Origin of the sequence: Bacteroides caecigallinarum, assembly GCF_016902295.1 — a bacterium.
GTDB lineage: Bacteria > Bacteroidota > Bacteroidia > Bacteroidales > Bacteroidaceae > Phocaeicola > Phocaeicola caecigallinarum_A.
In genome coordinates, this window is sequence record NZ_JACJLQ010000002.1 from 1 (window position 1) to 23111 (window position 23111).

The window sequence follows — 23111 nt, forward strand, 5'->3', positions numbered from 1 at the left end:
GAAATCGAATATCTACAAGCTGGGGTTCCCGAACAAGCATGTGAAGAATGCCTTCATGACATTGATGAAATATATTTAGATATTATGTGACGGAAGGAAGCTGGTGAAGGTGGGTGTGAACTTCAGCTATGAGAAGAGGAATGTGGAGAGGTGGATTGTGAAGTAATAAAAGGGAACCTTTTGGTTTTACGGAAACTTTTACGTAATTTTGTATCTGGTGGAATAAAACTATTACGGTTATGAGATATTTGAATCCTAAAGCGGACCTGACATTCAAGAAAGTGTTTGGCGAACATCCTGACCTGGTACGCAGCCTGCTGAATGCACTGCTGCCGTTCGAGACTCCTGAAGAGGAGATAAGTGAAGTGGAGTATCTGCCCGCAGAGCTGGTGCCGGACACTCCGCTGAAGAAAAACAGTATAGTGGACGTGAGATGCAAGGACAGAAGAGGAAGGCAATTCATAGTGGAGATGCAGATGCTGTGGTCTCCGGCTTTCATGCAGAGAGTGCTGTTCAACGCGTCTAAGGCATACGTAAGGCAACTCAACGGCAGGGAGAAGTATGAGCTGCTGCAGCCGGTTTATTCGCTGAACCTGGTGAACGATGTGTTCGAACCGGAAATGGAGAGCTATTATCACGACTACAGGATTGTGTGCATGGAAAAGACAGACAGGGTGATAGACGGACTGAGGTTCGTGTTCGTGGAACTTCCGAAATTCAAACCGCAGACTTTCAGCCAGAAGAAGATGCACGTGCTATGGCTGAGGTATCTTACGGAGATAGACGAGAATACGCGGGAAATTCCTAAGGAACTGATGGACAATCCGGAAATAAAGAAGGCCGTGACACAAATCCAGGAATCGGCTTTCAGCGATGCGCAACTGCTGGGATATGATGATTTCTGGGATGCCGTAAGGGTGGAGAAGACCATAGTAAGTGATGCGGAAAGAAAAGGCATGGCACAGGGCATTGAAAAAGGCATAGCGCAGGGAATTGAAATAACTGAAGCGAAATGGCGTGAAGAAAAAAACGCAATAGTACGCAACCTGAAATCGCTGGGACTGACTACAGAACAGATTCAGGCCGCAACAGGACTTACTGCTGAGGAAATAGAGGGGCTGTAGGATATAACTTCCTTAACTTCATGACATTGATGAAATATATTTAAATGTCATGTGACGGAAGAAAGCTGGTTCCCCCATATCAGTCAGAGATGACGGGTGTGGGGGAATTTTTCGTTTTTTTATAGTGGATATTTGGTTTTTAGAAAGAATTTGATTTCTTTTGTACAAAGAGTATTTGTAAAAATAAAGTATGCGTTTGAGCAGAAAGGAAATAGAAACAATACTGAAAGTAGCTAATGAGATATACGGCAAAGGGGTAAAAGTATATCTCTTCGGGTCACGCACCGATGATAATAAACGCGCGCGGCGACATAGACCTTCTTTTGCGTACACCTCAAAGCAATGGAGGAATACTGAAAAGAATACGAATGGCTGCCAGACTGAAAGAACTGCTTGGAGACCAGAAAATAGACATTATCGGCGATCACGAAACATCTGTTGTAGCTCGTGAGGCTTTATCTAAAGGTATTTTACTGCAATGACAGAAAGAGAAAAAGAAATAAGAGAACGTATATGTACGTGAACTCAGAAACGAGATAGCTCATGACTATCCTATAGACGATCAGGAAGTGGTACAGGCTATAAATGAATTGATTAACAAAACTGATCTTCTGCTGGAAATATATAGAGAACTAATGAAAAGGTTTTATAGCGAGGAATAAACATAACTTATAAACTCAAGAACTGTATGGAAAATTATATCCGTTTTGACTGGGCTATGAAGCGACTGCTGCGCAACAAGGCCAATTATGCGGTGCTGGAAGGACTGCTAACCACTCTGCTGGAAGAGAAGGTGACCATACACAGACTGCTGGAAAGCGAGAGCAACCAGGAGGATGAATTTGACAAGTACAACCGTGTGGATATGCTGGCGGAGAATTCGAAAGGGGAACTGGTACTGATAGAGGTGCAGAACAACAACGAGTTCGCGTATTTCCAGCGTATGCTGTTCGGAGCGTCGAAACTGGTGACGGAGTATATCAACCGGGGTGAGGGATACGAGAATGTGCGAAAGGTGTATAGCGTTAATATTGTGTATTTCTCGCTGGGACACGGAAAGGATTTCGTGTATCATGGTAAGACGGAATTCATAGGTGTTCACGAAGGGGACGTGCTGGAGCTGAGTCCTTTCCAGAAACAGACGTTCAAGGTGGACAAGGTGAGCCAGCTATATCCGGAATATTATATCCTCAAGGTGAACGACTTCAACAGGGTGGCTACCACTCCGCTGGAGGAATGGATTTATTATCTGAACACGGGAAATGTGCCTGAACATGCTACTGCTCCGGGACTGGAAACTGTGAAGGAACAGTTGAAACTGGACCGCATGAGCCGTGAGGAACTGAAGGCGTACTACAAGCATCTGGACAATATCGTGATTCTGCGTGACAATATAAAGACGGAGCGTGCGGAAGGTCGTGCGGAAGGTCGTGCGGAAGGTCGTGCGGAAGGTCGTGCGGAAGGAATTACCACAGTAGCACGCAACCTGAAATCGCTGGGACTGACTACTGAACAGATTCAGGCCGCAACAGGACTTACTACTGAGGAGATTAACAGGTTATAGATAGTGTGACGGAAGGAAGCTGGTTCCCCCATATCAGTCAGGGTAGTGTTTTTTCGGTACAAATACTCATTTCGGCCTATCTTAAGCAATATCCGATATTGAACTGCATGGCATCGGCCCTCAAAAGATGGGCATGGACATTATAGCTGAGATAGAGTGGAGTGGAAGGTATGTAATAGCGCAAGCCTATGGTTTCGTAATAGGGTTTTGCCATGGTTTCGCCCATCTGGCCAAGACGACGGCGCAGATACCAGCCTAAACCTACATTGAGGGCTACATTGCGGTAGCGGACTTCGTGACGGAGGGAAACGCCAAGGACATGGGGGTTGTAGCTGTAGCCGGTAACTCCTTTATCGCTGTCTATTCGTGAGGCTTCGGCATAATAGCCGGCATACATATAGTCGAGGCTTATTCCTGAACTGAACTTGAGATGGTAGCGGTACATTGCGGCAAGGGACGAGGCAAAGGACGGACGCACAGGGAAGCGGGCGGGGACACCTGTGGGATTGGACTGGTGAAGGTACCAGGTTTCTATCATGGTATGGAGATTACAGCCCGCACTGATGTCAAACCAGAATCCTTTCGGGACAGTGGTCCTGTGGTATGGCCTGTAGGATGGTATTTCCAGGGCTTCAGGATAGTATTTCAACCCGACTGTTATGCCTACGGTATTGGCTCCCTTATTGGGACGGCCTAAGGCTGAATTGGAGAAATGGCGCAGACCGGCTTCGGCCATGATTTCGAAATTGGGGTGGAAACGGCAGGCGGCATATAGTCCGGTGGAAAAATAAATGGAAAACGGGGAACCGATAAACTCATTGTCGATATTCGTAGTGGCGGAATATGGACGGGTGCAATAGCCTATGCCATTGGAGATTGAATATCCGAGGCGGAAAACACCGGTGTTGAGCAGGTCGCGGTTGAACTTGCCATAAAGTCCAATGATATAGCCTATACGTGAGGTATAATCGCGATTGGGGCGTCCGAGGGATGAACCGGTATAATCGGCAAGGATTATGCCTGTCTCCAAGCCGGGATGACCGAAAGTAAGGTCGTATGGTGTAGCTGTGAGACTGTCGGCCCGATATGTGACACTGAGATTATAACTGCGGAAACCATTGGTACGGATAAGGTCCTTGCCGAATTTGTCGCCGGGAATGAGCTTGCCGTATCCGTAACCCGCTCCGTAGGAGAGATTGCCGGTAATGTTCTGTGCGATGGCTGACTGTACGGACATCAGAGCCGTAAGCGATAATAGCAGTATGATGATTTGTTTTCGCATTTTGTATTCGTTTGAAAGCAAAGTTAATATTTTTTTCTTTACAATGCTCTTTTTTAACAGCAACTTGGCTATATCGGGAATTAATGGTATTTTTGTAGAGTAGAAAAGGATTTAGACATGAACGTAATAAAAACTGAAATAGACGGTGCGGTGATTATCGAGCCGCGTATATTCAACGATGAAAGGGGGTATCTTTTCGAATCGTTTTCGGAAAGGGACTTTTTCAGAGAGGTGAGAGTGGTGGATTTCGTACAGGACAACGAAAGCAAATCGCAATATGGGGTACTGAGAGGACTGCATTTCCAGAAACCGCCTTTCTGCCAGAGCAAACTGGTGAGGGTGATTAAGGGGGCGGTACTGGATGTGGCGGTGGACATACGCAAAGGCTCACCTACCTTCGGGAAGCATGTGGCGGTGGAACTGACTGAAGACAATCACAGACAGTTTTTCGTACCAAGAGGGTTCGCACACGGTTTTTCAGTATTAACTCCGGAGGTGATATTCCAATATAAATGTGACAACTTTTATGCTCCACAATCGGAAGGGGCAATTGCATGGGATGACCCGGACTTAGGTATTGACTGGAAAATCCCTGCTGACAGAGTGATTCTGAGTGAAAAGGACAAGCATCATCCGAGACTCAAGGATGCGGAATGGCTGTTCGACTTTAATGAGAAGATGTATTGATGGTAACCTCGTCAACTAGTCAACTAGTATCTCGTCAACTTAAAAACTCAAAAACTCATAAACTAATATGAAAGGAATAGTATTAGCGGGTGGTAGCGGGACGAGACTGTATCCTATCACCAAGGGAGTGAGCAAACAGATGCTCCCGATTTTTGACAAACCGATGATTTATTATCCTATATCCGTACTGATGCTGGCGGGGATAAGGGAGATTCTGATAATATCGACTCCATACGATCTGCCGGGGTTCAGACGTCTGCTTGGTGACGGTACCGAGTTCGGCGTAAGGTTTGAATATGCGGAGCAGCCATCGCCTGACGGACTGGCACAGGCTTTCATTATAGGCGAGAAGTTTATTGGCAATGACTCTGTATGCATGGTTTTAGGAGATAACATATTCCACGGCGCAGGATTCAGCGGGATGCTGAAAGAAGCTGTACGAGCGGCAGAGGAGGAAGGCAAAGCTACCGTTTTCGGATATTGGGTGAGTGACCCGGAACGATACGGGGTGGCTGAATTTGACGAGAAGGGCAACTGCCTGAGCATAGAGGAGAAACCGGAGAAGCCGAAATCGAACTATGCTGTGGTGGGACTGTATTTCTATCCTAACAAGGTGGTGGAAGTGGCCAAGAACATCAAGCCTTCGGCACGCGGAGAACTGGAGATTACTACGGTGAACCAGAGCTTCCTGAAAGACGGAGAGTTGAGAGTACAGACTTTAGGCAGAGGATTTGCATGGCTGGATACGGGCACACATGACTCACTGAGCGAGGCTTCGACGTACATAGAGGTGCTTGAAAAACGTACCGGACTGAAAATAGCTTGTCTGGAGGGTATCGCATACCGCAAGGGCTGGATTTCGGATGAACAGATGAGAAAGAATGCGGAGCCTATGATGAAGAATCAGTACGGACAGTATCTGATGAAGATGATTGAGGAGAGAAGGTAGGGTTATCGTATCGTCGATAAGGCCTGACGGACGTAGGCAGATTCCATATCTTCGGGTTTGAGAACCTCGCCATCGTATTGAAGCAAATCGATGTCGAGCGGTACAATACCTGTGGATTTGGAACTTGCAATCCGACCGCAGGCTTTTTCTATTTCCTTAAATAGAGATTTAAGAGAGGATATATCCATGGTGGTGGTGAATATGGCCGCACGGTTATGATAGTCCGGAACAGGGAATGATACTCCTTCGGCGGTGGTTACTACGGTATCTCCCCAACGGATGTCGGGGAAAATACGGGTGAGGGTGGTGACCGCCTCTGAGATATTGTCCGAAGGGTTATCGTTGGAGCCCAAACATAGCATACAGGTACTCATAATCGAAAGGGGATTTGTAAAGGTATTGTATTCTTTTGCATTATTTTGCATACAAATTTATGAATTTCTTAGTAATTTTGCATATCAATGATTAATAATATATTTTATAGTGGACAGAACTGTTATGCCGGCTATCAACTGTATAGCCGAACTCAACATACAAAAACCTGTGAAGAAAATCATGCCTAACGGTATGATGCTTAACATTATAGATACCGGTACAGAGGATGTGGTAAAGCTTGACCTGGTAATAGGCAGCGGACAGCTGAACCAGAAGTTTCCGCTTCAGGCCATGATGACGAACAGAATGCTGAGAGAAGGTTCCTCAAGGATGACTTCGTCCGAAATTGCGGAGAAGCTGGATTTCTACGGGGCATGGCTGGATCTGTCATCGTCGGTAAACAATGGGTTCATAACATTATACTCTTTAGGAAAATTCTTTGACAAAACTGTAGAAGTGCTTGCCAATATGGTGAAGGACCCGGTATTCCCGGAAATGGAACTGAGAATAGTGGCGGAATCGAACAAACAGGTTTATCTGGTAAACGCGCAAAGGGTGGAGGTAATGGCGAGAAAAAGGCTGAACATTGAACTTTTCGGACCGGAACATCCATTGGCAAGGTATGCCGTACAGAAGGATTATGACAACCTGAGCACTGATATGCTGAAGGATTTCTATAGAGACAACTACTGCTCGGACAACTGTACGATATTTGTAGCCGGCAAGGTGACCGACAAGGTTGTGGAACGCATAGAAGAATGTTTCGGGAAATCTCCGTGGGGAGATAACAGGAATATGGCAAGACCTGTAATACCGGAGCCGAGGGGTATGGCGCGGAAAAGGGTAACCGTAGAGAAGAAGGACGGCATGCAGAGTTCGGTGAAGATAGGATGTTTCATGCCGGACAGATTGCACGAGGATTTTCATGACCTGAAGGTACTGACAACCATGATGGGCGGATACTTTGGCAGCAGACTGATGAAGAATATCAGAGAGGACAAGGGATACACCTACGGTATAGCGTCGGGCATTGTGACATATCCGGAAAACAGTGTGCTTATAATCAGCACGGAAACGGCCAACGAATACGTGGAGGACGTGATAAGGGAGGTAAGGAACGAAATTGACCTGCTGAAAAGCACGGAGGCTTCGAAAGAAGAACTCAACATGGTGAAAAACTATATGTTGGGAGATTTGTGCAGGGCATACGAAAATACTCTGTCTGTGACTGACGCATGGATATATGTGCTTACAGCCGGGGCTAAAGAGGATTTCTTCGACAAATCGGTTGAATCGATAAGAAATATCACGGAAAAAAGAATAAAGGAACTGGCCGAAAAATATCTCGACTGGAACAGAATGGTGGAGATAGTGGCAGGTAATGTATAATATACAAAATAAAAGATTTTAAGGAATGAATTTCAGAATATATGGCATTGCATTGTGCATGATGATTGCGTGCGGAACGGTGGAAGCACAACTGTCCGTGGGATACTACAAGTTTAAAAACGGAGCTGAATATACCGGACAGCTGAAAGGCAGAAAGCCGAACGGCATAGGCAGAACGGTATATCCCGACGGAGACATGTACGAAGGAGAATACGTGAAAGGCAAAAGAGAAGGCGAAGGTACGATGATGCTGAATAGAGGAGAAAGGTATATAGGTCACTGGAACAACGACATGAAGCAGGGTACAGGCACTTATTATTTCGCCAACAACAACATGTATAACGGCTCGTGGATGGACGATATGCAGGAAGGACAGGGGATAATGGACTACTACAACGGCGACAAATACGAAGGCGAATGGAGCGAAAGCAAAAGAAACGGTACGGGAAAGTATGTCTGGGCAGGAGGCGCAGTTTACAACGGGGAATGGAAGAATGACCTGAAAGACGGGAAAGGAAGCATGACCTGGGAAGACGGATCAAAATATGACGGCGAATGGAAAAACGGACTGAGACACGGCACAGGCACTTTCGTATATACAAACGGCGACAAATACATAGGCGAGTGGAAAAACGACGTCCAGGACGGGAAGGGGGTATATTACTTCCATAACGGAGAAAAATATGAAGGACAATATGCCAACAGCGAAAGAACAGGACACGGAGTATATACTTACCCTAACGGAGATATATACAGGGGTGAATTCAACAACGGCAAACAGGAAGGCAAGGGAACATTCAAATGGGCAAACGGAGCCGTATATACCGGACATTGGAAAGATAATGAAAGGAACGGAACAGGCAAATATGTGTGGGCAAACGGCGATGTGTACGAAGGTGAATGGAAAAACAACATGGCCGACGGAAAAGGAAAACTGAAAATGACAGACGGATCGGTCTATACCGGTGAATTCGTAAAAGGAAAGGAGCACGGGAAGGGAACCATCACTGAAAAGGACGGAACCATATTCGAAGGTGAATTTAAAAACGGAAAAAAAGACGGAGACTTTGTTGAAAAAAATGCCGAAGGAAAAGTTATCAGAAAAGGAACTTTTAAGAATGGAAGACTACTGGATGATAAAAAATTATAAAATATGATGAAAATAATTTCCTGAGGATGTTTTTTTTAATTATTTTTTCTTTTCTTGAAAAATTAATGTATTTTTGTGCGTAAATAAACATATTATTATCTAATATTATGTTTTATAATTAGCATAAAACAATAACTATAAGCATAAAACCATAGATTATGGATAAAGTCTTGAATATTATCAGCAATGACCCTTGGTTGGAACCATACGCAGACGCCATTAACGGAAGACACGGAATGGTTATTAACAAAGAAAAGGAATTAACAAGAAGATGCTCACTTGAAGATTTTGCATCCGGACATCTGTATTTTGGATTACACAAAATCAAAGAAGGAAAAACAGTAAAATGGGTTCTCAGGGAATGGGCCCCGAATGCTACTGCGATATATCTGGTTGGTGATTTCAACGGATGGAAGGAAACTCCTGAATACCAGTTGACTAAAATCAAAAAAACAGAAAACTGGGAAATTGAGCTTCCGGCCAAGGCCATGAAACATGGTGACCTGTTCAAACTGAAAGTGTATTGGAGCAACGGATGCGGTGAACGTATCCCTGCATGGGCCACAAGAGTAGTACAGGACGAAAATACCAAAATATTCAGCGCTCAGGTATGGGACCCGGCAAAACCTTACAAATTCAAAAAGAAAGTGTTCATACCAAATGTGGGACCTCTGCTGATATATGAATGCCATATCGGTATGGCCCAGGATGAAGAAAAGGTGGGCACATACAATGAATTCAGAGAAAAAATCCTGCCAAGAATAGCAAAGGACGGATATAACTGTATTCAGATTATGGCTATACAGGAACATCCTTACTATGGAAGTTTCGGATATCACGTATCAAGCTTCTTCGCTCCATCATCAAGATTCGGTACTCCGGACGAACTGAAACAGCTGATTGATACCGCTCACCAGATGGGTATTGCGGTTATCATGGATATAGTACACTCACACGCTGTAAAAAATGAAGTGGAAGGACTCGGTAACTTCGCAGGCGACCCTAACCAGTATTTCTACCAGGGCGGAAGAAGAGAACATCCGGCATGGGACTCTTTATGCTTTGACTACGGAAAGAACCAGGTGCTGCACTTCCTGCTTTCAAACTGCAGATACTGGCTTGAGGAGTTCAAGTTTGACGGATTCAGATTTGACGGTGTGACATCAATGCTGTATTACAGCCACGGACTGGGAGAGGCTTTCTGTAACTACGGAGACTACTATAACGGCCATCAGGATGATAACGCAATATGCTATCTGACTTTGGCGAACAAACTTATTCATACTGTAAACCCAAGAGCAATCACTATTGCAGAGGAAGTTTCAGGTATGCCCGGACTCGCAGCTCCATTCGAAGACGGAGGCTATGGATTCGACTACAGAATGGCAATGAATATTCCTGACTACTGGATTAAAATAATCAAGGAAAGAAGAGATGAGGACTGGAAACCTTCAAGCTTGTTCTGGGAAGTTACAAACAGAAGAAAGGATGAAAAGACAATTTCATATTGCGAAAGCCATGACCAAGCATTAGTGGGCGACAAAACTATAATATTCAGACTTTGCGACGCCGATATGTACTGGCACTTCAAGAAGGGTGACGAAAACGGTGTAGTACAAAGAGGTATCGCACTGCATAAAATGATAAGACTGCTGACTGCCTCAACAATTAACGGCGGTTACCTGAACTTTATGGGTAACGAATTCGGTCATCCGGAATGGATTGACTTCCCAAGAGAAGGTAACGGATGGTCGTACAAATATGCAAGAAGACAGTGGAACCTCGTGGACAATAAAGAATTATGCTATCACTACCTCGGTGACTTCGACCAAAAAATGGTGGAAACAATCAAGAGCGTGAAAAATATCCAGAAGACAGATGTAGTGGAAATATGGCATAATGACGGCGACCAGGTATTGGCCTACAGAAGAAAAGATCTTGTTTTCGTGTTTAACTTCAACCCTACAAAATCGTTTACCGACTACGGTTTCCTTGTTCCGAGAGGTGCTTACGAAGTGGTATTGAATACTGACAGCAAAGATTTCGGAGGTTTCGGATTCAATGACGATACCATAACACACTTCACCTGTGCCGATCCTTTATATGCCAAGGAAAAGAAAGAATGGCTTAAACTTTATCTGCCTGCAAGGACCGCAGTTGTCCTGAAAAGGGTGACTAAATAAATATGCACTGGTTAAACAACAATAATAACTATAGAAGAAATGACAAGACTGCCGCACGCTTTATAAATATAGTGTGCGGAGTCTTGTTTATTGTTTTTTCTACCGTATATTTAATCTATTTCCAAAATGACCTTATCGAAGCGGTACATTGCTCGATATCCAAAGGAAACAAAGATTTCAACATTATCCCAGCCACCATTATCATTATTACAATATTGCTGATAATGAGATGGGGACTAAATCTTCTGATGAAATTAAGAGGAAATCTCAGCGCTCTGGCTTATCTGCCCTCGTTTTTAGGGCTCGTAACAATGACAGCTTTCGGAAGGGACTTATACACTGACTGTAACTCATATATCTGGTGGTGGCTGATGCCACTGCTGACCGTGGCTTTCGTTATCGTTGTAGTGGCAATAAGAAAGGCCATGAGAATAAAAGACCAGACAGCCGTTGAACTGACAAATGGTCTGATATGGAACATCACGCTGATGTTAATAATGTCGATAGGTACAGTTTGTCTTGGAAATACAGACAGATACATGCACAATGAACTGAGAATGGAAAACCTTATCGCGAAAGACAATAACGCAGAGGCGCTGAAAGTGGCAGGCAAATCGCTGAAAGCTACACGGACAATGACGGCACTGAGGATGCTGGCCATGACTAAAGAAGAAGATACAGGCGAAATGCTTTTCAAATTCCCTCAATACTATAAAGAGAACGGTCTGTTCTTTGATGATGACCCTACAAAAACATTAAGATATACAAATGATTCCATATACAGCTTTCTGGGAGAGCGACCGATGCCTGGAGAAAGGAAAATGGATTACCTGAAAAGGTTGGCATACAGGGGAGATACCTGCTATTATAACGCAAGATTGTACTATATGGCCGGACTGATGCTGGAAAAGGACATTGACGGGTATGCCAAGGCACTGAAGGATTTTGACATTAAGGGAGACTCACTGAAAAGGTATTTCAAGGAGGCGGCTCTGATGTATAAGGAAAAATATCCGCAATGGAACTTTGAGATAGATGACAAGGACAGCGTCTGCCACAAAATGTTGGAAAGGTACAGATACAGGCAGAAGGACTTCTATAAATCGAAGGACGAGGAAAGGAACAGAATGAGAATGGAATTCGGAGATACTTTCCTGTGGTATTATGACTATCAGGAATAACTTTTTTGGCGTACAGGGGGATACTGTGCGCTTTTTTTATTAATTTTGCAACTCATTTTGAACATTATAAAAAACAAATTATAAATAGCTATGGCTAAAGAACTGAAAGAACTTACCAAAAGAAGTGAAAACTATTCACAATGGTATAATGACCTCGTGGTTAAGGCGGATCTGGCAGAACAGTCGCCTGTGAGAGGATGTATGGTAATAAAACCTTACGGATATGCTATCTGGGAAAAAATGCAGAGACAGCTGGACGATATGTTCAAGGCAACAGGACACGTAAACGCATATTTCCCACTGCTAATCCCTAAATCATATCTGAGCCGTGAAGCTGAACACGTGGAAGGCTTTGCAAAAGAATGTGCCGTGGTAACTCACTACAGACTGAAAAACGCCGAGGACGGATCGGGAGTAATCGTTGACCCTAACGCAAAACTGGAAGAGGAACTTATCATCAGACCGACTTCGGAAACTATTATATGGAGTACATACAAGAACTGGATTAACTCTTACAGAGACCTGCCTATCCTGTGTAACCAGTGGGCTAACGTTATGAGATGGGAAATGCGTACTCGTCTGTTCCTGCGTACTGCAGAATTCTTGTGGCAGGAAGGACATACCGCTCACGCTACAAGAGAAGAGGCTGAAGCTGAAGCTCAGAAGATGCTTCATGTATATGGCGACTTTGCAGAGAAGTTCATGGCTGTGCCTGTAATCAAGGGTGTGAAATCGGCTAACGAACGTTTTGCAGGCGCATTGGACACTTATACTATCGAAGGCCTTATGCAGGACGGTAAAGCTCTGCAGTGTGGTACTTCGCACTTCTTGGGACAGAACTTCGCCAAGGCTTTCAACGTGCAGTTTGTGGACAAGAACAACAAGCTTGACTATGTATGGGCTACTTCATGGGGCGTTTCTACACGTCTGATGGGCGCGCTTATCATGACCCACTCTGACGACAATGGTCTGGTACTTCCTCCACATCTGGCTCCTATACAGGTTGTTATCGTTCCTATCTACAAAAACGAAGAACAGTTGAACCAGATAAATGAGAAAGTTGACGGCATAGTGAACAAACTGAGAAGCATGGGTATCTCTGTGAAATATGACAACGCCGACAACAAGCGTCCGGGATTCAAATTCGCTGACTACGAGCTGAAGGGTGTGCCTGTAAGACTTGTTATGGGTGGAAGAGACTTGGAAAACAACACTATGGAGGTTATGCGTCGTGATACTCTGGAGAAAGAAACCCGTTCATGCGACGGCATAGAAGAATATGTAAAGAACCTGCTTGAGGATATCCAGAACAATATCTACCAGAAGGCTCTTAAGTACAGAAACGAGCATATCGTGAAAGTGGATACTTACGATGAATTCAAGGAACAGATTGAAAAGGGCGGATTCATCCTTGCTCACTGGGACGGTACAACTGAAACAGAAGAGCGAATCAAGGACGAAACTAAGGCCACAATCAGATGTCTGCCTTTCGAAGCCGACGAAGAAAGCCTTACTCCGGGTGTGGATATGGTTACAGGCAAACCATCGGCAAGAAGAGTATTGTTTGCAAGAGCATATTGATTGGAGAAGAAGTTAGAGAAGTTATAGAAGGTAAAGAAGATAGAGAATGTCCTCTTTAACTTCTATAACTTCTTTAAATTCCTTAACTTCTATAATACTTTATAAGCTCAACCCCTTATTCATCTTAACCCATATAAAAAAATCCTAATTTTTTTCTTATCATAACTTACACAAGCTTCTTTGTTTTTATTTTTGCAGTGAATTTATTCGCAAATATGAAAATTAAGGAAATATTAGATGCCCTTGAGATATTCGCGCCTCTGCCTCTGCAAGACGGATTCGACAATGCCGGACTGCAAGTAGGATTGACAGACGTGGAAGCTACAGGGGCTTTGTTGTGTTTGGACGTTACCGAAGAAGTGGTTGAGGAAGCTATAAACCAGGGACTTAACCTGATTATCGCACATCATCCTCTAATGTTCAGAGGGTATAAATCGATTACCGGAAAAGACTATACCGAAAGGTGCATAATGGATGCCATCAAAAACGAAATAGCCATCTATGCGATGCACACTAATCTGGATAACGCTCCGAACGGCGTGAATTACAAGATAGCAGAAAAGATAGGACTGAAGAACGTAAGAGTGCTTGAGCCTAAAGAATATCTGCAGCAGAGCGATTGTGACAAAGCGGATCAGGAAGAGCCGAAAAAGCCTGAATGGCTGACAGCAGGAGCGGGAGCTATAGGTGAACTGGATGAACCTATGACAGAAACGGAATTCCTGAAACACGTAAAGAAAACGTTTGAAGCCGGATGCGTAAAGCATACGAAGCTGACGGGAAGACTTATCTCGAAAGTCGCAATATGTGGTGGAGCCGGAGCATTCCTAATGGACAGAGCGACAAAGGTACATGCCGATGCTTTCGTCACCGGCGAAATAAAATATCATGACTATTTCTACTACGAAAACAAAATACTGGCAACAGAAATAGGACACTACGAAAGTGAACAATATACTAAAGAAATCATTCAGGACCTCCTGAACAGGAAATTCCCGTCGCTGAGAACTGAAATGACCAGAATTAATACGAACCCAATTAAATATTTATAAAACTATGGCTAAAGAAGCAAAAAAAGACCTTTCTGAAATCAGTGTTGAAGAGAAACTTAAATCTCTTTACAAATTGCAGACCATACTTTCTGAAATGGATAAAATAAAAACCCTCAGAGGGGAATTGCCACTTGAAGTTAGAGACTTGGAAGACGAAATATCGGGTTTGAACACTCGTATCGAAAAAATCAAAGCTGAGATAGAAGAACTGAAACAAAATGTCGCAACAAGAAAAATAGACATCGAAACAGCAAAAGTTTCTATCGAAAAGTACAAAGCTCAGCAGGACAACGTAAGAAACAACCGTGAATATGACGTGCTGACTAAAGAAATAGAATTCCAGTCGCTGGAAGTGGAACTTAACGAAAAAAGAATCAAGGAAGCAAACGCTTCAATCAAGGCCAAGGAAGAAGAGATAGTGAAAAGCCAGAACGCTCTTGAAGAAACAAAAAAAGACCTTGAAGACAAGAAAAACGAACTGGAAGAAATAGTAGCCGAGACTAAACAGGAAGAAGAAAAACTGAGAGAAAACGCAAAGGCTATAGAAAGCGGTATAGAACCAAGATTGCTTCAGGCTTTCAAACGTATCAGAAGCAACTCAAGAAACGGACTCGGCATCACTTACGTACAGAGAGGCGCATGTGGAGGTTGCTTCAACAAAATACCTGCCCAGAGACAGTTGGACATCAAAATGAGAAAGAAAATCATCGTTTGTGAATACTGCGGTAGAATCATGGTTGACCAGGAACTGGCAGGTGTAGCCCCAACAGACACAGAAGTTAAGGAAGCTCCAAAAACGACAAGAAGAAGAGCTGCCTCAAGCCAAGAGGATTAAACAAGTGAATTCTTAATATTCAGGACAGGACCGTAACATGAATGCTTTAAGCTACATGTACGGTCCTGTATTTTTTTCACAAGTCACTGTACAGGGGAACTGAAGGAAGGAAAATGCATCGACCTGTCTCGTAATCAACCTTGCAACAATAATGAGTCATACCATTGGTAACAATAAGGTAATCAACCTTCAAAACTATGTTATATCGGGTAATCTGATTGAAAACTTGTTGAGAAATATTTACATCCGGAGCCTTGTATTCAATAATCATCCGTGGTGAAAGTGAGGAGGAAAAGAGAACTGTGTCGCAACGCTTGGCCGTGCCGTTAAGCTTTATGCTCACTTCGTTGGCAAGAAGTCCGACCGGATATCCGAGTCCGTTAATAAGATAATGGACAAAATGCTGACGGACGCATTCCTCAGGGGTAAGCGCAACGTATTTCTTTCGTAAAACATCGAATACATATTTCTTACCGTTACGGTCGGCAATTTTAAGAGGTGCGGATGGCAGGTTTAATGATAACATTTCGTATATTTGCATTAATAGTTCTGTCCGAAACGATTTGTAACGGAAATTTATCACGGACAAAATTAATAAAACGAGACGAAACGCTAAAACAAGCACGCAATAATTTACAAGAATCATGACTTACGAAGATATAGCCAGAGACATTAAAAACGGAAAGTTCGCACCGGTATATCTGCTAATGGGTGAAGAGGACTACTACATTGACAGAATTTCAGACTATATTGTAGAGAAATCCCTTGACGAAAACGAAAGGGAATTCAACCTGACAATAATGTATGGTCTGGATACAGACATGGCTAACATAGTGAACAACGCGAAGCGATACCCTATGATGTCGGAACACCAGGTGGTGGTGGTAAAGGAAGCTCAGAACCTCAGGGCATGGGATGATCTTTCGTTTTATCTGCAGAAACCTTTGGCATCTACAATACTGGTATTCTGTTACAAGCACGGGACACTGGACAAACGGAAAAAGATAGTTGCAGAGATAGACAAGACAGGAGTTTTGTTTGAATCGAAGAAACTAAAAGAAGCCATGTTGCCAGGATTCATCACCGCATATATGAAAAGAAAGAAAGTGGAGATAGAAGACAAAGCAGCCGAAATGATGGCGGATTTCGTGGGCAATGACCTGAACAGGCTGGCAGGCGAACTCGACAAACTGGTAATCACATTACCTAAGGGCCAAAACAGAGTCACTCCGACAGAAATAGAAAGGAACATAGGCATCAGCAAGGACTACAACAATTTTGAGCTTAAAAGCGCTCTAATCACTAAAGACATACTAAAGGCCAACAAAATAGTGAAATACTTCAATGACAACCCAAAGAACAATCCTTTACAGCCTACATTAGCTCTACTGTTCAACTATTTTTCGAATCTTATGGTGGCATATTATGCACCGGAACGTACAGAAAACGGTGTAGCCGCATACTTAGGACTTAAATCGACATGGCAGGCTAAAGAGTACATCGCAGGAATGAGAGCATATACAGGAATGAAAGTAATGAACATAATAACTCAAATAAGGCTCTCTGACGCACGATCAAAAGGAATAGGTAATGTAACACTATCACAAGGAGAAATCCTCAGAGAACTCGTCTATTTCATTCTACATTGATTTATCATACATTTGTATAAAGCTCTATCATAAGATAGGGCTTTTTTTGTGTCTTTACAAATGGGCATGAGAATTTAAAATTTATGGACAAGATTACAATTGTACGCAAATTTTCAATTCTCAGCGATTTCACGAAAAAGCAATATATCAATTTACATTTATAACACAGCTTAAGGCTTACTAATGTAAAATTACAAATGTAATCACATGACATTTGTATAAAGCAGAGCAACAATATGCATATTTGTAACTGACTATACAAATGTAAAAGGGTAGGAGGAATGGTTGTAATATATCACCTGACAAGCTGTTTACCAATGTAAATGTATATATTTACATACAATATATATAAAGAATAATATACTAATTACCAGCACTTTACATATATATGTCTGGAATAAGCTTTAAAAAGAAGAACTTGTAACAGCAAAATAGAACCAATACGGACACAATATACATTTATATCATAGTATAACTCACATATAATCAATTTATTAGCTGTATTATATGAATAATTTATTTAATCAATATACACTTGTAAACGCGAACAATTGTATATCATCAACAGTTGTTATTACATTTGTAATATTTACATTTATTCTTGTTAATTTGTTTTTGTAAAATCTTATCTTTACCTTTGTAACGAAATAAAAACTATAATTCCATTTGTAAATGAAGGACAGGATTATCCAAATCATGCGTTCGGCAGGATTAAGCAATGCTGATTTCGCAGATAAAATAGGAATTTCTACATCATCATTATCACATATATTCAGTGGAAGAAACAATCCGAGCCTGGATGTGGTAAAACGTATTCACAAAGCATTTCCGTCATTAAACCTGAACTGGATTTTGTACGGAGAAGGAAATATGTACATTAACGATGCAGAAAGCGATACTCCCATAAAGAACGTGTATGACAACAGTTCAGATTTCAATCAGGATAACAATTTGCCCATGATTGAAAGTGATGAGAATCCGGAAAATACGGGCAACAGGCAGTTTTATATTGATTTTCGCAAGGAGAAGCCGTCTGAAACGCCTGTAAACATGCATAAAGAGACTGAAAAAGAACAAGTTAGATACATAGAAAAACCTGCACCGAAAATTACTGAAATAAGAATTTTCTATGATAACGGCACTTTCGAGGTATTCAAACCGGACAGCAAGTAAATTTTGCAGAGAGGCTACACCTGCTGCACCTCGGAATTAAAAGTCGAAAACCATGTTTTCACTTTGTACTTCACTCGGTTTGCACTATCTTTGCATTACAAAACGATTTTATCCGGTTTTTTATGAAAAAATACATTTTAGATTTGACTGTAACTGAGAACACGCGTCTGCACGACAACTATGTTCTCATCAAGCTGACACAGGACAAACCACTTCCTGAAATGCTTCCAGGACAGTTTGCAGAAATACGCATCGATGGTTCGAACACCACATTCCTGCGACGTCCGATTTCAATAAACTATGTTGACCACGCAAATAACGAAGTATGGTTCCTTGTACAACTCGTTGGCGACGGTACAAGGAAACTCGCTACTGTGGAAAAAGGCGACACAGTGAATGTAGTCCTTCCTCTGGGCAATGGATTCTCAATGCCTGAAAATACTGAAAAGAAACTTCTGCTGGTAGGCGGAGGTGTGGGAACTGCTCCTATGCTTTACATGGGCGAAGCTCTTAAGAAGATGGGTTGCAAACCTGTTTTCCTGTTGGGAGCACGCTCTGCCAATGACCTTCTGCAGTTGGAAGAATTCAAGGCTTTGGGTGATGTATATACTACCACAGAAGACGGTTCGGCAGGTGAAAAAGGTTATGTGACAATGCACAGCATTTTGAAGACTACAAAGTTCGACATGATATATACTTGTGGTCCGAAACCTATGATGATGGCAGTGGCAAAATATGCCAAAGAAAACGGCATAGAATGTGAGGTGTCATTGGAGAACACAATGGCATGCGGTGTAGGCGCATGTCTGTGCTGCGTGGAGAACACCCAGGAAGGTCACGTGTGTGTATGTAAAGAAGGTCCGGTATTTAATTATAAGAAACTATTATGGCAGATTTAAGCGTAAACATTGGCAAGCTGAATATGGCTAATCCGGTGATGACTGCATCGGGAACTTTCGGCTATGGTCTGGAATTCGAAGATTTCGTGGACCTGGAGAAAATAGGTGGTATTATTGTGAAAGGTACAACACTGCACCATCGCGAAGGCAATCCATACCCGCGTATGGCAGAAACTCCGATGGGTATGCTTAATGCCGTAGGATTGCAAAATAAGGGTGTACACTATTTCGTTGATAATATCTATCCGAAAATCAAGGATATCAAAACCAATATGATAGTAAACGTGTCCGGTTCGCAGATAGAAGACTATGCGGAAACAGCACGTATCATCAACGAACTGGAAAACATTCCGGCTATAGAGTTGAACATCTCATGCCCTAACGTGAAACAGGGAGGTATGGCTTTCGGAGTAACAGCAAAAGGCGCTTCAGAGGTCGTGAAAGCAGTAAGAGATGTTTACAAGAAGACTCTTATCGTGAAGCTCTCGCCTAACGTGACAGATATTACAGAGATAGCTCGTGCGGCTGAAGATGCAGGTGCGGACAGCGTGTCGCTTATCAACACTCTGCTGGGTATGGCAATCAACGCAGAAAAGCGCAAACCTGTACTATCGACAATCACAGGCGGTATGAGTGGAGCTGCTGTGAAACCTATCGCTCTTAGAATGGTATGGCAAGTGGCTAAAGCCGTGAAGATTCCTGTAATCGGACTGGGCGGTATAATGAACTGGCGTGACGCTGTGGAGTTCATGCTTGCGGGTGCTACTGCTATTCAGATAGGTACGGCTAACTTCATTGACCCTGCCATTACAGTGAAAGTGGCTGAAGGTATAAACGACTATCTGGAACGTCACGGATATTCTTCGGTTAAGGAGATTATCGGGGCACTGGAGGTATGAGAAAAGTTAAGAAGGTAGAGAAGTTAAGAAGGTAGAGAAGTTAAGAAGGTAGAGTAATACAGTAAATAAAGTAAAATCCCGTGAAGCAATCACTGAATGTTTCACGGGATTTTTGTTAATCCTTAAGCAAGTCCGGACGCAGACGTTTGGTGCGTTCCAGCGACTGTTGGAATTCCCATTCACGAATCTTGGCCTCATGACCTGAAAGCAGGATATCGGGCACTTTCCAGCCATTATATTCGGCAGGGCGGGTATATACAGGAGGAGCAAGAAGATTGTCCTGGAAAGAGTCGGACAATGCGGATTGCTCGTCGGAAATAACTCCGGGGATGATACGTACTATTGCATCGGTGATGACAGCAGCGGCAAGCTCTCCACCGGTAAGCACATAGTCGCCTATACTTATCTCCTTAGTGATGAAATGTTCGCGTATGCGATAGTCTATACCCTTGAAGTGGCCGCAAAGGATTATGAGGTTTTCCTTCAGAGAAAGAGTGTTGGCCATAGGCTGGTCGAACTTCTCACCATCGGGACTTGTAAAGATTATTTCATCATAATGACGCTGTTCCTTAAGAGCTGAGATACAACGGTCGATAGGCTCTATCTTCATCACCATGCCGGCACATCCGCCGAAAGGATAATCGTCAACACGGCGGTATTTGTCAAGAGTATAGTCGCGCAGATTGTGGATATGAATCTCCGCAATACCTTTTTTCTGCGCGCGGCTCATTATCGAGCAGTTGAAGAAGCCTTCGATCATCTCAGGCAAAACGGTTATAATGTCTATTCTCATATATAGTTTAAAATAGTAGTTAGTGAAGTTATGGAAGTTAGAGAAGTTAAAGAAGTTACTGAAGTCATTTCTTTAACTTTGTGCAAAAATACACATTATCATCCGTACATATAGCGGCAGGATGAGTTTTTTTGCTAATTTTGCATTACTAACATCGTAAATATTATGACAAATCCCGAAATTGAAAGAATATACCAGCTGCGTGAAGAACTTCACGCACATAACTATAATTACTATGTATTGAACGCGCCTGTGATAAGCGACATCGAGTTTGACCGTATGATGCGCGAACTGCAGGACCTCGAAGCCAAACATCCCGAAACATACGACGAGAACTCGCCTACAATGAGAGTGGGAAGCGACATCAACAAAGATTTCGTACAGGTGGAACACAAATATCCTATGCTTTCGTTGGGCAATACTTATTCTGAAGAGGAGGTTACGGACTTTTACGAAAGGGTAAGGAAATCGCTGAACGAGGATTTCGAAATCTGCTGCGAGATGAAATTCGACGGCACCTCCATCTCTCTTACATACGAGAACGGCAAACTGGTACGTGCCGTGACGCGTGGCGACGGGGTGAAAGGCGACGATGTGACAAACAACGTGAAGACCATCCGCACAATCCCTCTGATTCTGAAAGGCGACAACTATCCTAAGGAGTTCGAAATACGAGGCGAAATCCTAATGCCGTGGGAAGTGTTTGAAAAGCTCAACAAGGAACGTGAGGCACGTGAAGAACCTCTCTTCGCCAACCCGAGGAACGCAGCTTCTGGTACTCTTAAACAACAGAATTCATCTGTAGTGGCATCCAGAAAACTTGACGCATACCTGTACTATCTGCTGGGCGACAACCTGCCATGCGACGGACACTACGAAAACCTGCAGGAAGCCCGAAAATGGGGATTCAAAATATCGGATACAATGCGTAAGGTGAAGACCCTGCAGGAGGTGTTCGACTTTATAAACTACTGGGACACGGAAAGGAAGAACCTGCCTGTAGCAACTGACGGTATAGTGCTGAAAGTAAACTCCATCAGACAGCAGAAGAACCTGGGATATACAGCCAAATCGCCACGATGGGCAATAGCATACAAGTTCCAGGCAGAACGGGCCCTTACAAAGCTTCAGAAAGTGACATACCAGGTAGGGCGTACAGGAGCAATAACACCCGTGGCAAACCTCGACCCTGTGCAACTTTCGGGAACGATAGTGAAAAGAGCATCACTTCATAACGCAGACATCATAGAAAGTCTGGACTTGCACGAGGGAGACATGGTGTATGTGGAAAAGGGCGGCGAGATAATCCCAAAAATCACGGGAGTGGATATAGCTTCAAGGACTCCAGGCAGCGAGCCTGTAAGGTTCATCACACATTGTCCTGAATGCGGTGAACCACTCACACGATTCGATGATGAAGCCGCACATTACTGTACAAACGAAGACTCCTGTCCTCCACAGATAAAAGGCAAGATAGAGCATTTCATCAGCCGGAAGGCAATGAATATAGAAGGGTTGGGACCTGAAACAGTGGACCTGTTCTATCAGGAAGGCATGATAGGCAATGCTGCCGACCTGTATTCACTGAATGAGCAGGAAATAGCACGGCTGGAGAGATTTGGAGAAAAATCTGCCCAGAACATTATGGCTGGCCTTGAAGCATCGAGACAGGTCGGTTTCGAGAGAGTACTGTTTGCGCTCGGAATAAGATTTGTGGGCGAGACAGTGGCAAAAAAGCTGGCACGTTCGATAAAAAATATTGACGCCCTGATGACAGCCACAAAAGAAGAGCTGATGGCAATAGACGAGATAGGAGAGAAAATAGCCGAAAGCATCATGCACTTCTTCAGTAGCGGGAAAAACCGTGAACTGGTGGCAAGACTGAAAGCCGCAGGACTGAAAATGGAGATGGATGCCCAAGAAACAGCCGTATTGTCGAACATACTTGAAGGACAGTCCATTGTGATAAGCGGAGTGTTCGCAGTCCATTCAAGGGACGAGTACAAGGACATCATAGAGAAGCACGGCGGAAAGAATGTAGGAAGCATCTCAAAGAAAACAAGTTTTATACTTGCGGGTGAAAATATGGGCCCGAGCAAACTTGAAAAAGCACAAAAGTTAGGAATCAAGATAATGAATGAGAACGAATTCCTGTCACTTATTGCAACCAGTGAGGATAAGGCTGTTGAGGAAACAAACACGACAGAAGAAACACAAGCCGGGAATTCTGTAACGGAAGTTGTTGGGAAAAAGCCTAAAAATGACAATAAGAACATACAACTGGAATTATTTTAATTCAAAATTTCATCTACATAACCAAAAAAAGTAATATAAATATAGTTTTAA

The 23111-nt window shown here is 43.2% G+C and carries 21 protein-coding genes; 17 read left to right on the top strand and 4 right to left on the bottom strand.

All coding sequences use genetic code 11. The annotated features are described in order from the left end of the window. Positions 1–239 precede the first annotated feature (239 nt). From H6A27_RS00870 to H6A27_RS00880, 3 genes are all read left to right on the top strand, one after another. Positions 240–1124, top strand: a complete 885-nt coding sequence (locus H6A27_RS00870; protein ID WP_204507347.1) for an Rpn family recombination-promoting nuclease/putative transposase — start codon at positions 240–242, stop codon at positions 1122–1124. Between the two features lie 287 nt (positions 1125–1411). Next, on the top strand, positions 1412–1606 hold the full coding sequence (locus H6A27_RS00875; protein ID WP_239469517.1) for a nucleotidyltransferase domain-containing protein: 195 nt from the start codon (positions 1412–1414) through the stop codon (positions 1604–1606). Between the two features lie 206 nt (positions 1607–1812). After that, positions 1813–2688 (top strand): Rpn family recombination-promoting nuclease/putative transposase, encoded by an 876-nt coding sequence (locus tag H6A27_RS00880; RefSeq protein WP_204507348.1) that lies wholly within the window; start codon positions 1813–1815, stop codon positions 2686–2688. Positions 2689–2764: 76 nt separating this feature from the next. On the opposite strand, the gene H6A27_RS00885 is transcribed toward H6A27_RS00880, so the two are convergent. Then, positions 2765–3970 (bottom strand): acyloxyacyl hydrolase, encoded by a 1206-nt coding sequence (locus H6A27_RS00885; RefSeq protein ID WP_204507349.1) that lies wholly within the window; start codon positions 3968–3970, stop codon positions 2765–2767. A 117-nt stretch (positions 3971–4087) separates the two neighbouring features. Between H6A27_RS00885 and rfbC the strand changes: the two genes are divergently transcribed. Further along, entirely contained in the window at positions 4088–4657 is a 570-nt protein-coding gene (gene rfbC, locus H6A27_RS00890) for a dTDP-4-dehydrorhamnose 3,5-epimerase (protein ID WP_204507350.1), read from the top strand. Between the two features lie 67 nt (positions 4658–4724). Next, positions 4725–5606 carry a glucose-1-phosphate thymidylyltransferase RfbA gene (rfbA, locus tag H6A27_RS00895; RefSeq protein ID WP_204507351.1) on the top strand — a complete coding sequence of 294 codons (882 nt, stop codon included), beginning with the start codon at positions 4725–4727 and terminating at the stop codon, positions 5604–5606. Between the two features lie 2 nt (positions 5607–5608). On the opposite strand, the gene H6A27_RS00900 is transcribed toward rfbA, so the two are convergent. Beyond that, a complete protein-coding gene (locus tag H6A27_RS00900; protein ID WP_204507352.1) occupies positions 5609–5980 on the bottom strand; it encodes a 2-amino-4-hydroxy-6-hydroxymethyldihydropteridine diphosphokinase in 372 nt (123 codons plus the stop codon). A gap of 106 nt (positions 5981–6086) precedes the next feature. Here H6A27_RS00900 and H6A27_RS00905 point away from each other — a divergent pair, with 106 nt between their 5' ends. From H6A27_RS00905 to H6A27_RS00935, 7 genes are all read left to right on the top strand, one after another. Next, positions 6087–7370, top strand: a complete 1284-nt coding sequence (locus tag H6A27_RS00905) for a M16 family metallopeptidase (protein WP_204507417.1) — start codon at positions 6087–6089, stop codon at positions 7368–7370. 25 nt (positions 7371–7395) lie between these two features. Further along, on the top strand, positions 7396–8520 hold the full coding sequence (locus H6A27_RS00910; RefSeq protein ID WP_204507353.1) for a phosphatidylinositol-4-phosphate 5-kinase: 1125 nt from the start codon (positions 7396–7398) through the stop codon (positions 8518–8520). Positions 8521–8678: 158 nt separating this feature from the next. Next, positions 8679–10703: an alpha amylase C-terminal domain-containing protein gene (locus H6A27_RS00915; protein ID WP_204402941.1), complete on the top strand. Its 2025-nt coding sequence runs from the start codon at positions 8679–8681 to the stop codon at positions 10701–10703. Positions 10704–10705: 2 nt separating this feature from the next. Then, entirely contained in the window at positions 10706–11884 is a 1179-nt protein-coding gene (locus tag H6A27_RS00920) for a DUF6057 family protein (protein ID WP_204507354.1), read from the top strand. A 90-nt stretch (positions 11885–11974) separates the two neighbouring features. Then, positions 11975–13465: a proline--tRNA ligase gene (gene proS, locus H6A27_RS00925; protein WP_204507355.1), complete on the top strand. Its 1491-nt coding sequence runs from the start codon at positions 11975–11977 to the stop codon at positions 13463–13465. 215 nt (positions 13466–13680) lie between these two features. Further along, positions 13681–14517, top strand: coding sequence for a Nif3-like dinuclear metal center hexameric protein (locus tag H6A27_RS00930; RefSeq protein ID WP_204507356.1), 837 nt, complete (start codon positions 13681–13683; stop codon positions 14515–14517). Positions 14518–14521: 4 nt separating this feature from the next. Further along, positions 14522–15352: a zinc ribbon domain-containing protein gene (locus H6A27_RS00935; protein WP_204402953.1), complete on the top strand. Its 831-nt coding sequence runs from the start codon at positions 14522–14524 to the stop codon at positions 15350–15352. A gap of 76 nt (positions 15353–15428) precedes the next feature. On the opposite strand, the gene H6A27_RS00940 is transcribed toward H6A27_RS00935, so the two are convergent. Beyond that, the gene (locus tag H6A27_RS00940) at positions 15429–15878 is read right to left on the bottom strand and encodes a type I restriction enzyme HsdR N-terminal domain-containing protein (RefSeq protein WP_204402955.1); all 450 of its coding nucleotides are present in this window, start codon (positions 15876–15878) and stop codon (positions 15429–15431) included. Between the two features lie 118 nt (positions 15879–15996). Between H6A27_RS00940 and holA the strand changes: the two genes are divergently transcribed. The 4 genes from holA to H6A27_RS00960 all read left to right on the top strand — a co-directional run bounded on the left by holA (position 15997) and on the right by H6A27_RS00960 (position 19972). Next, positions 15997–17001, top strand: coding sequence for a DNA polymerase III subunit delta (gene holA, locus H6A27_RS00945; protein ID WP_204507357.1), 1005 nt, complete (start codon positions 15997–15999; stop codon positions 16999–17001). A gap of 672 nt (positions 17002–17673) precedes the next feature. Further along, complete coding sequence (locus tag H6A27_RS00950; RefSeq protein WP_204507358.1) at positions 17674–18174, top strand: helix-turn-helix domain-containing protein; 501 nt, start codon at positions 17674–17676, stop codon at positions 18172–18174. Between the two features lie 122 nt (positions 18175–18296). Then, positions 18297–19073 carry a dihydroorotate dehydrogenase electron transfer subunit gene (locus H6A27_RS00955; RefSeq protein WP_204402961.1) on the top strand — a complete coding sequence of 259 codons (777 nt, stop codon included), beginning with the start codon at positions 18297–18299 and terminating at the stop codon, positions 19071–19073. After that, complete coding sequence (locus H6A27_RS00960) at positions 19061–19972, top strand: dihydroorotate dehydrogenase (protein ID WP_204507359.1); 912 nt, start codon at positions 19061–19063, stop codon at positions 19970–19972. Before H6A27_RS00955 ends, H6A27_RS00960 begins: the two co-directional genes overlap by 13 nt. A gap of 115 nt (positions 19973–20087) precedes the next feature. On the opposite strand, the gene trmD is transcribed toward H6A27_RS00960, so the two are convergent. Further along, positions 20088–20765 carry a tRNA (guanosine(37)-N1)-methyltransferase TrmD gene (trmD, locus tag H6A27_RS00965; RefSeq protein ID WP_204402964.1) on the bottom strand — a complete coding sequence of 226 codons (678 nt, stop codon included), beginning with the start codon at positions 20763–20765 and terminating at the stop codon, positions 20088–20090. 165 nt (positions 20766–20930) lie between these two features. Here trmD and ligA point away from each other — a divergent pair, with 165 nt between their 5' ends. Further along, complete coding sequence (gene ligA / locus H6A27_RS00970) at positions 20931–23060, top strand: NAD-dependent DNA ligase LigA (protein WP_204507360.1); 2130 nt, start codon at positions 20931–20933, stop codon at positions 23058–23060. The last annotated feature ends 51 nt before the right edge of the window (positions 23061–23111 follow it).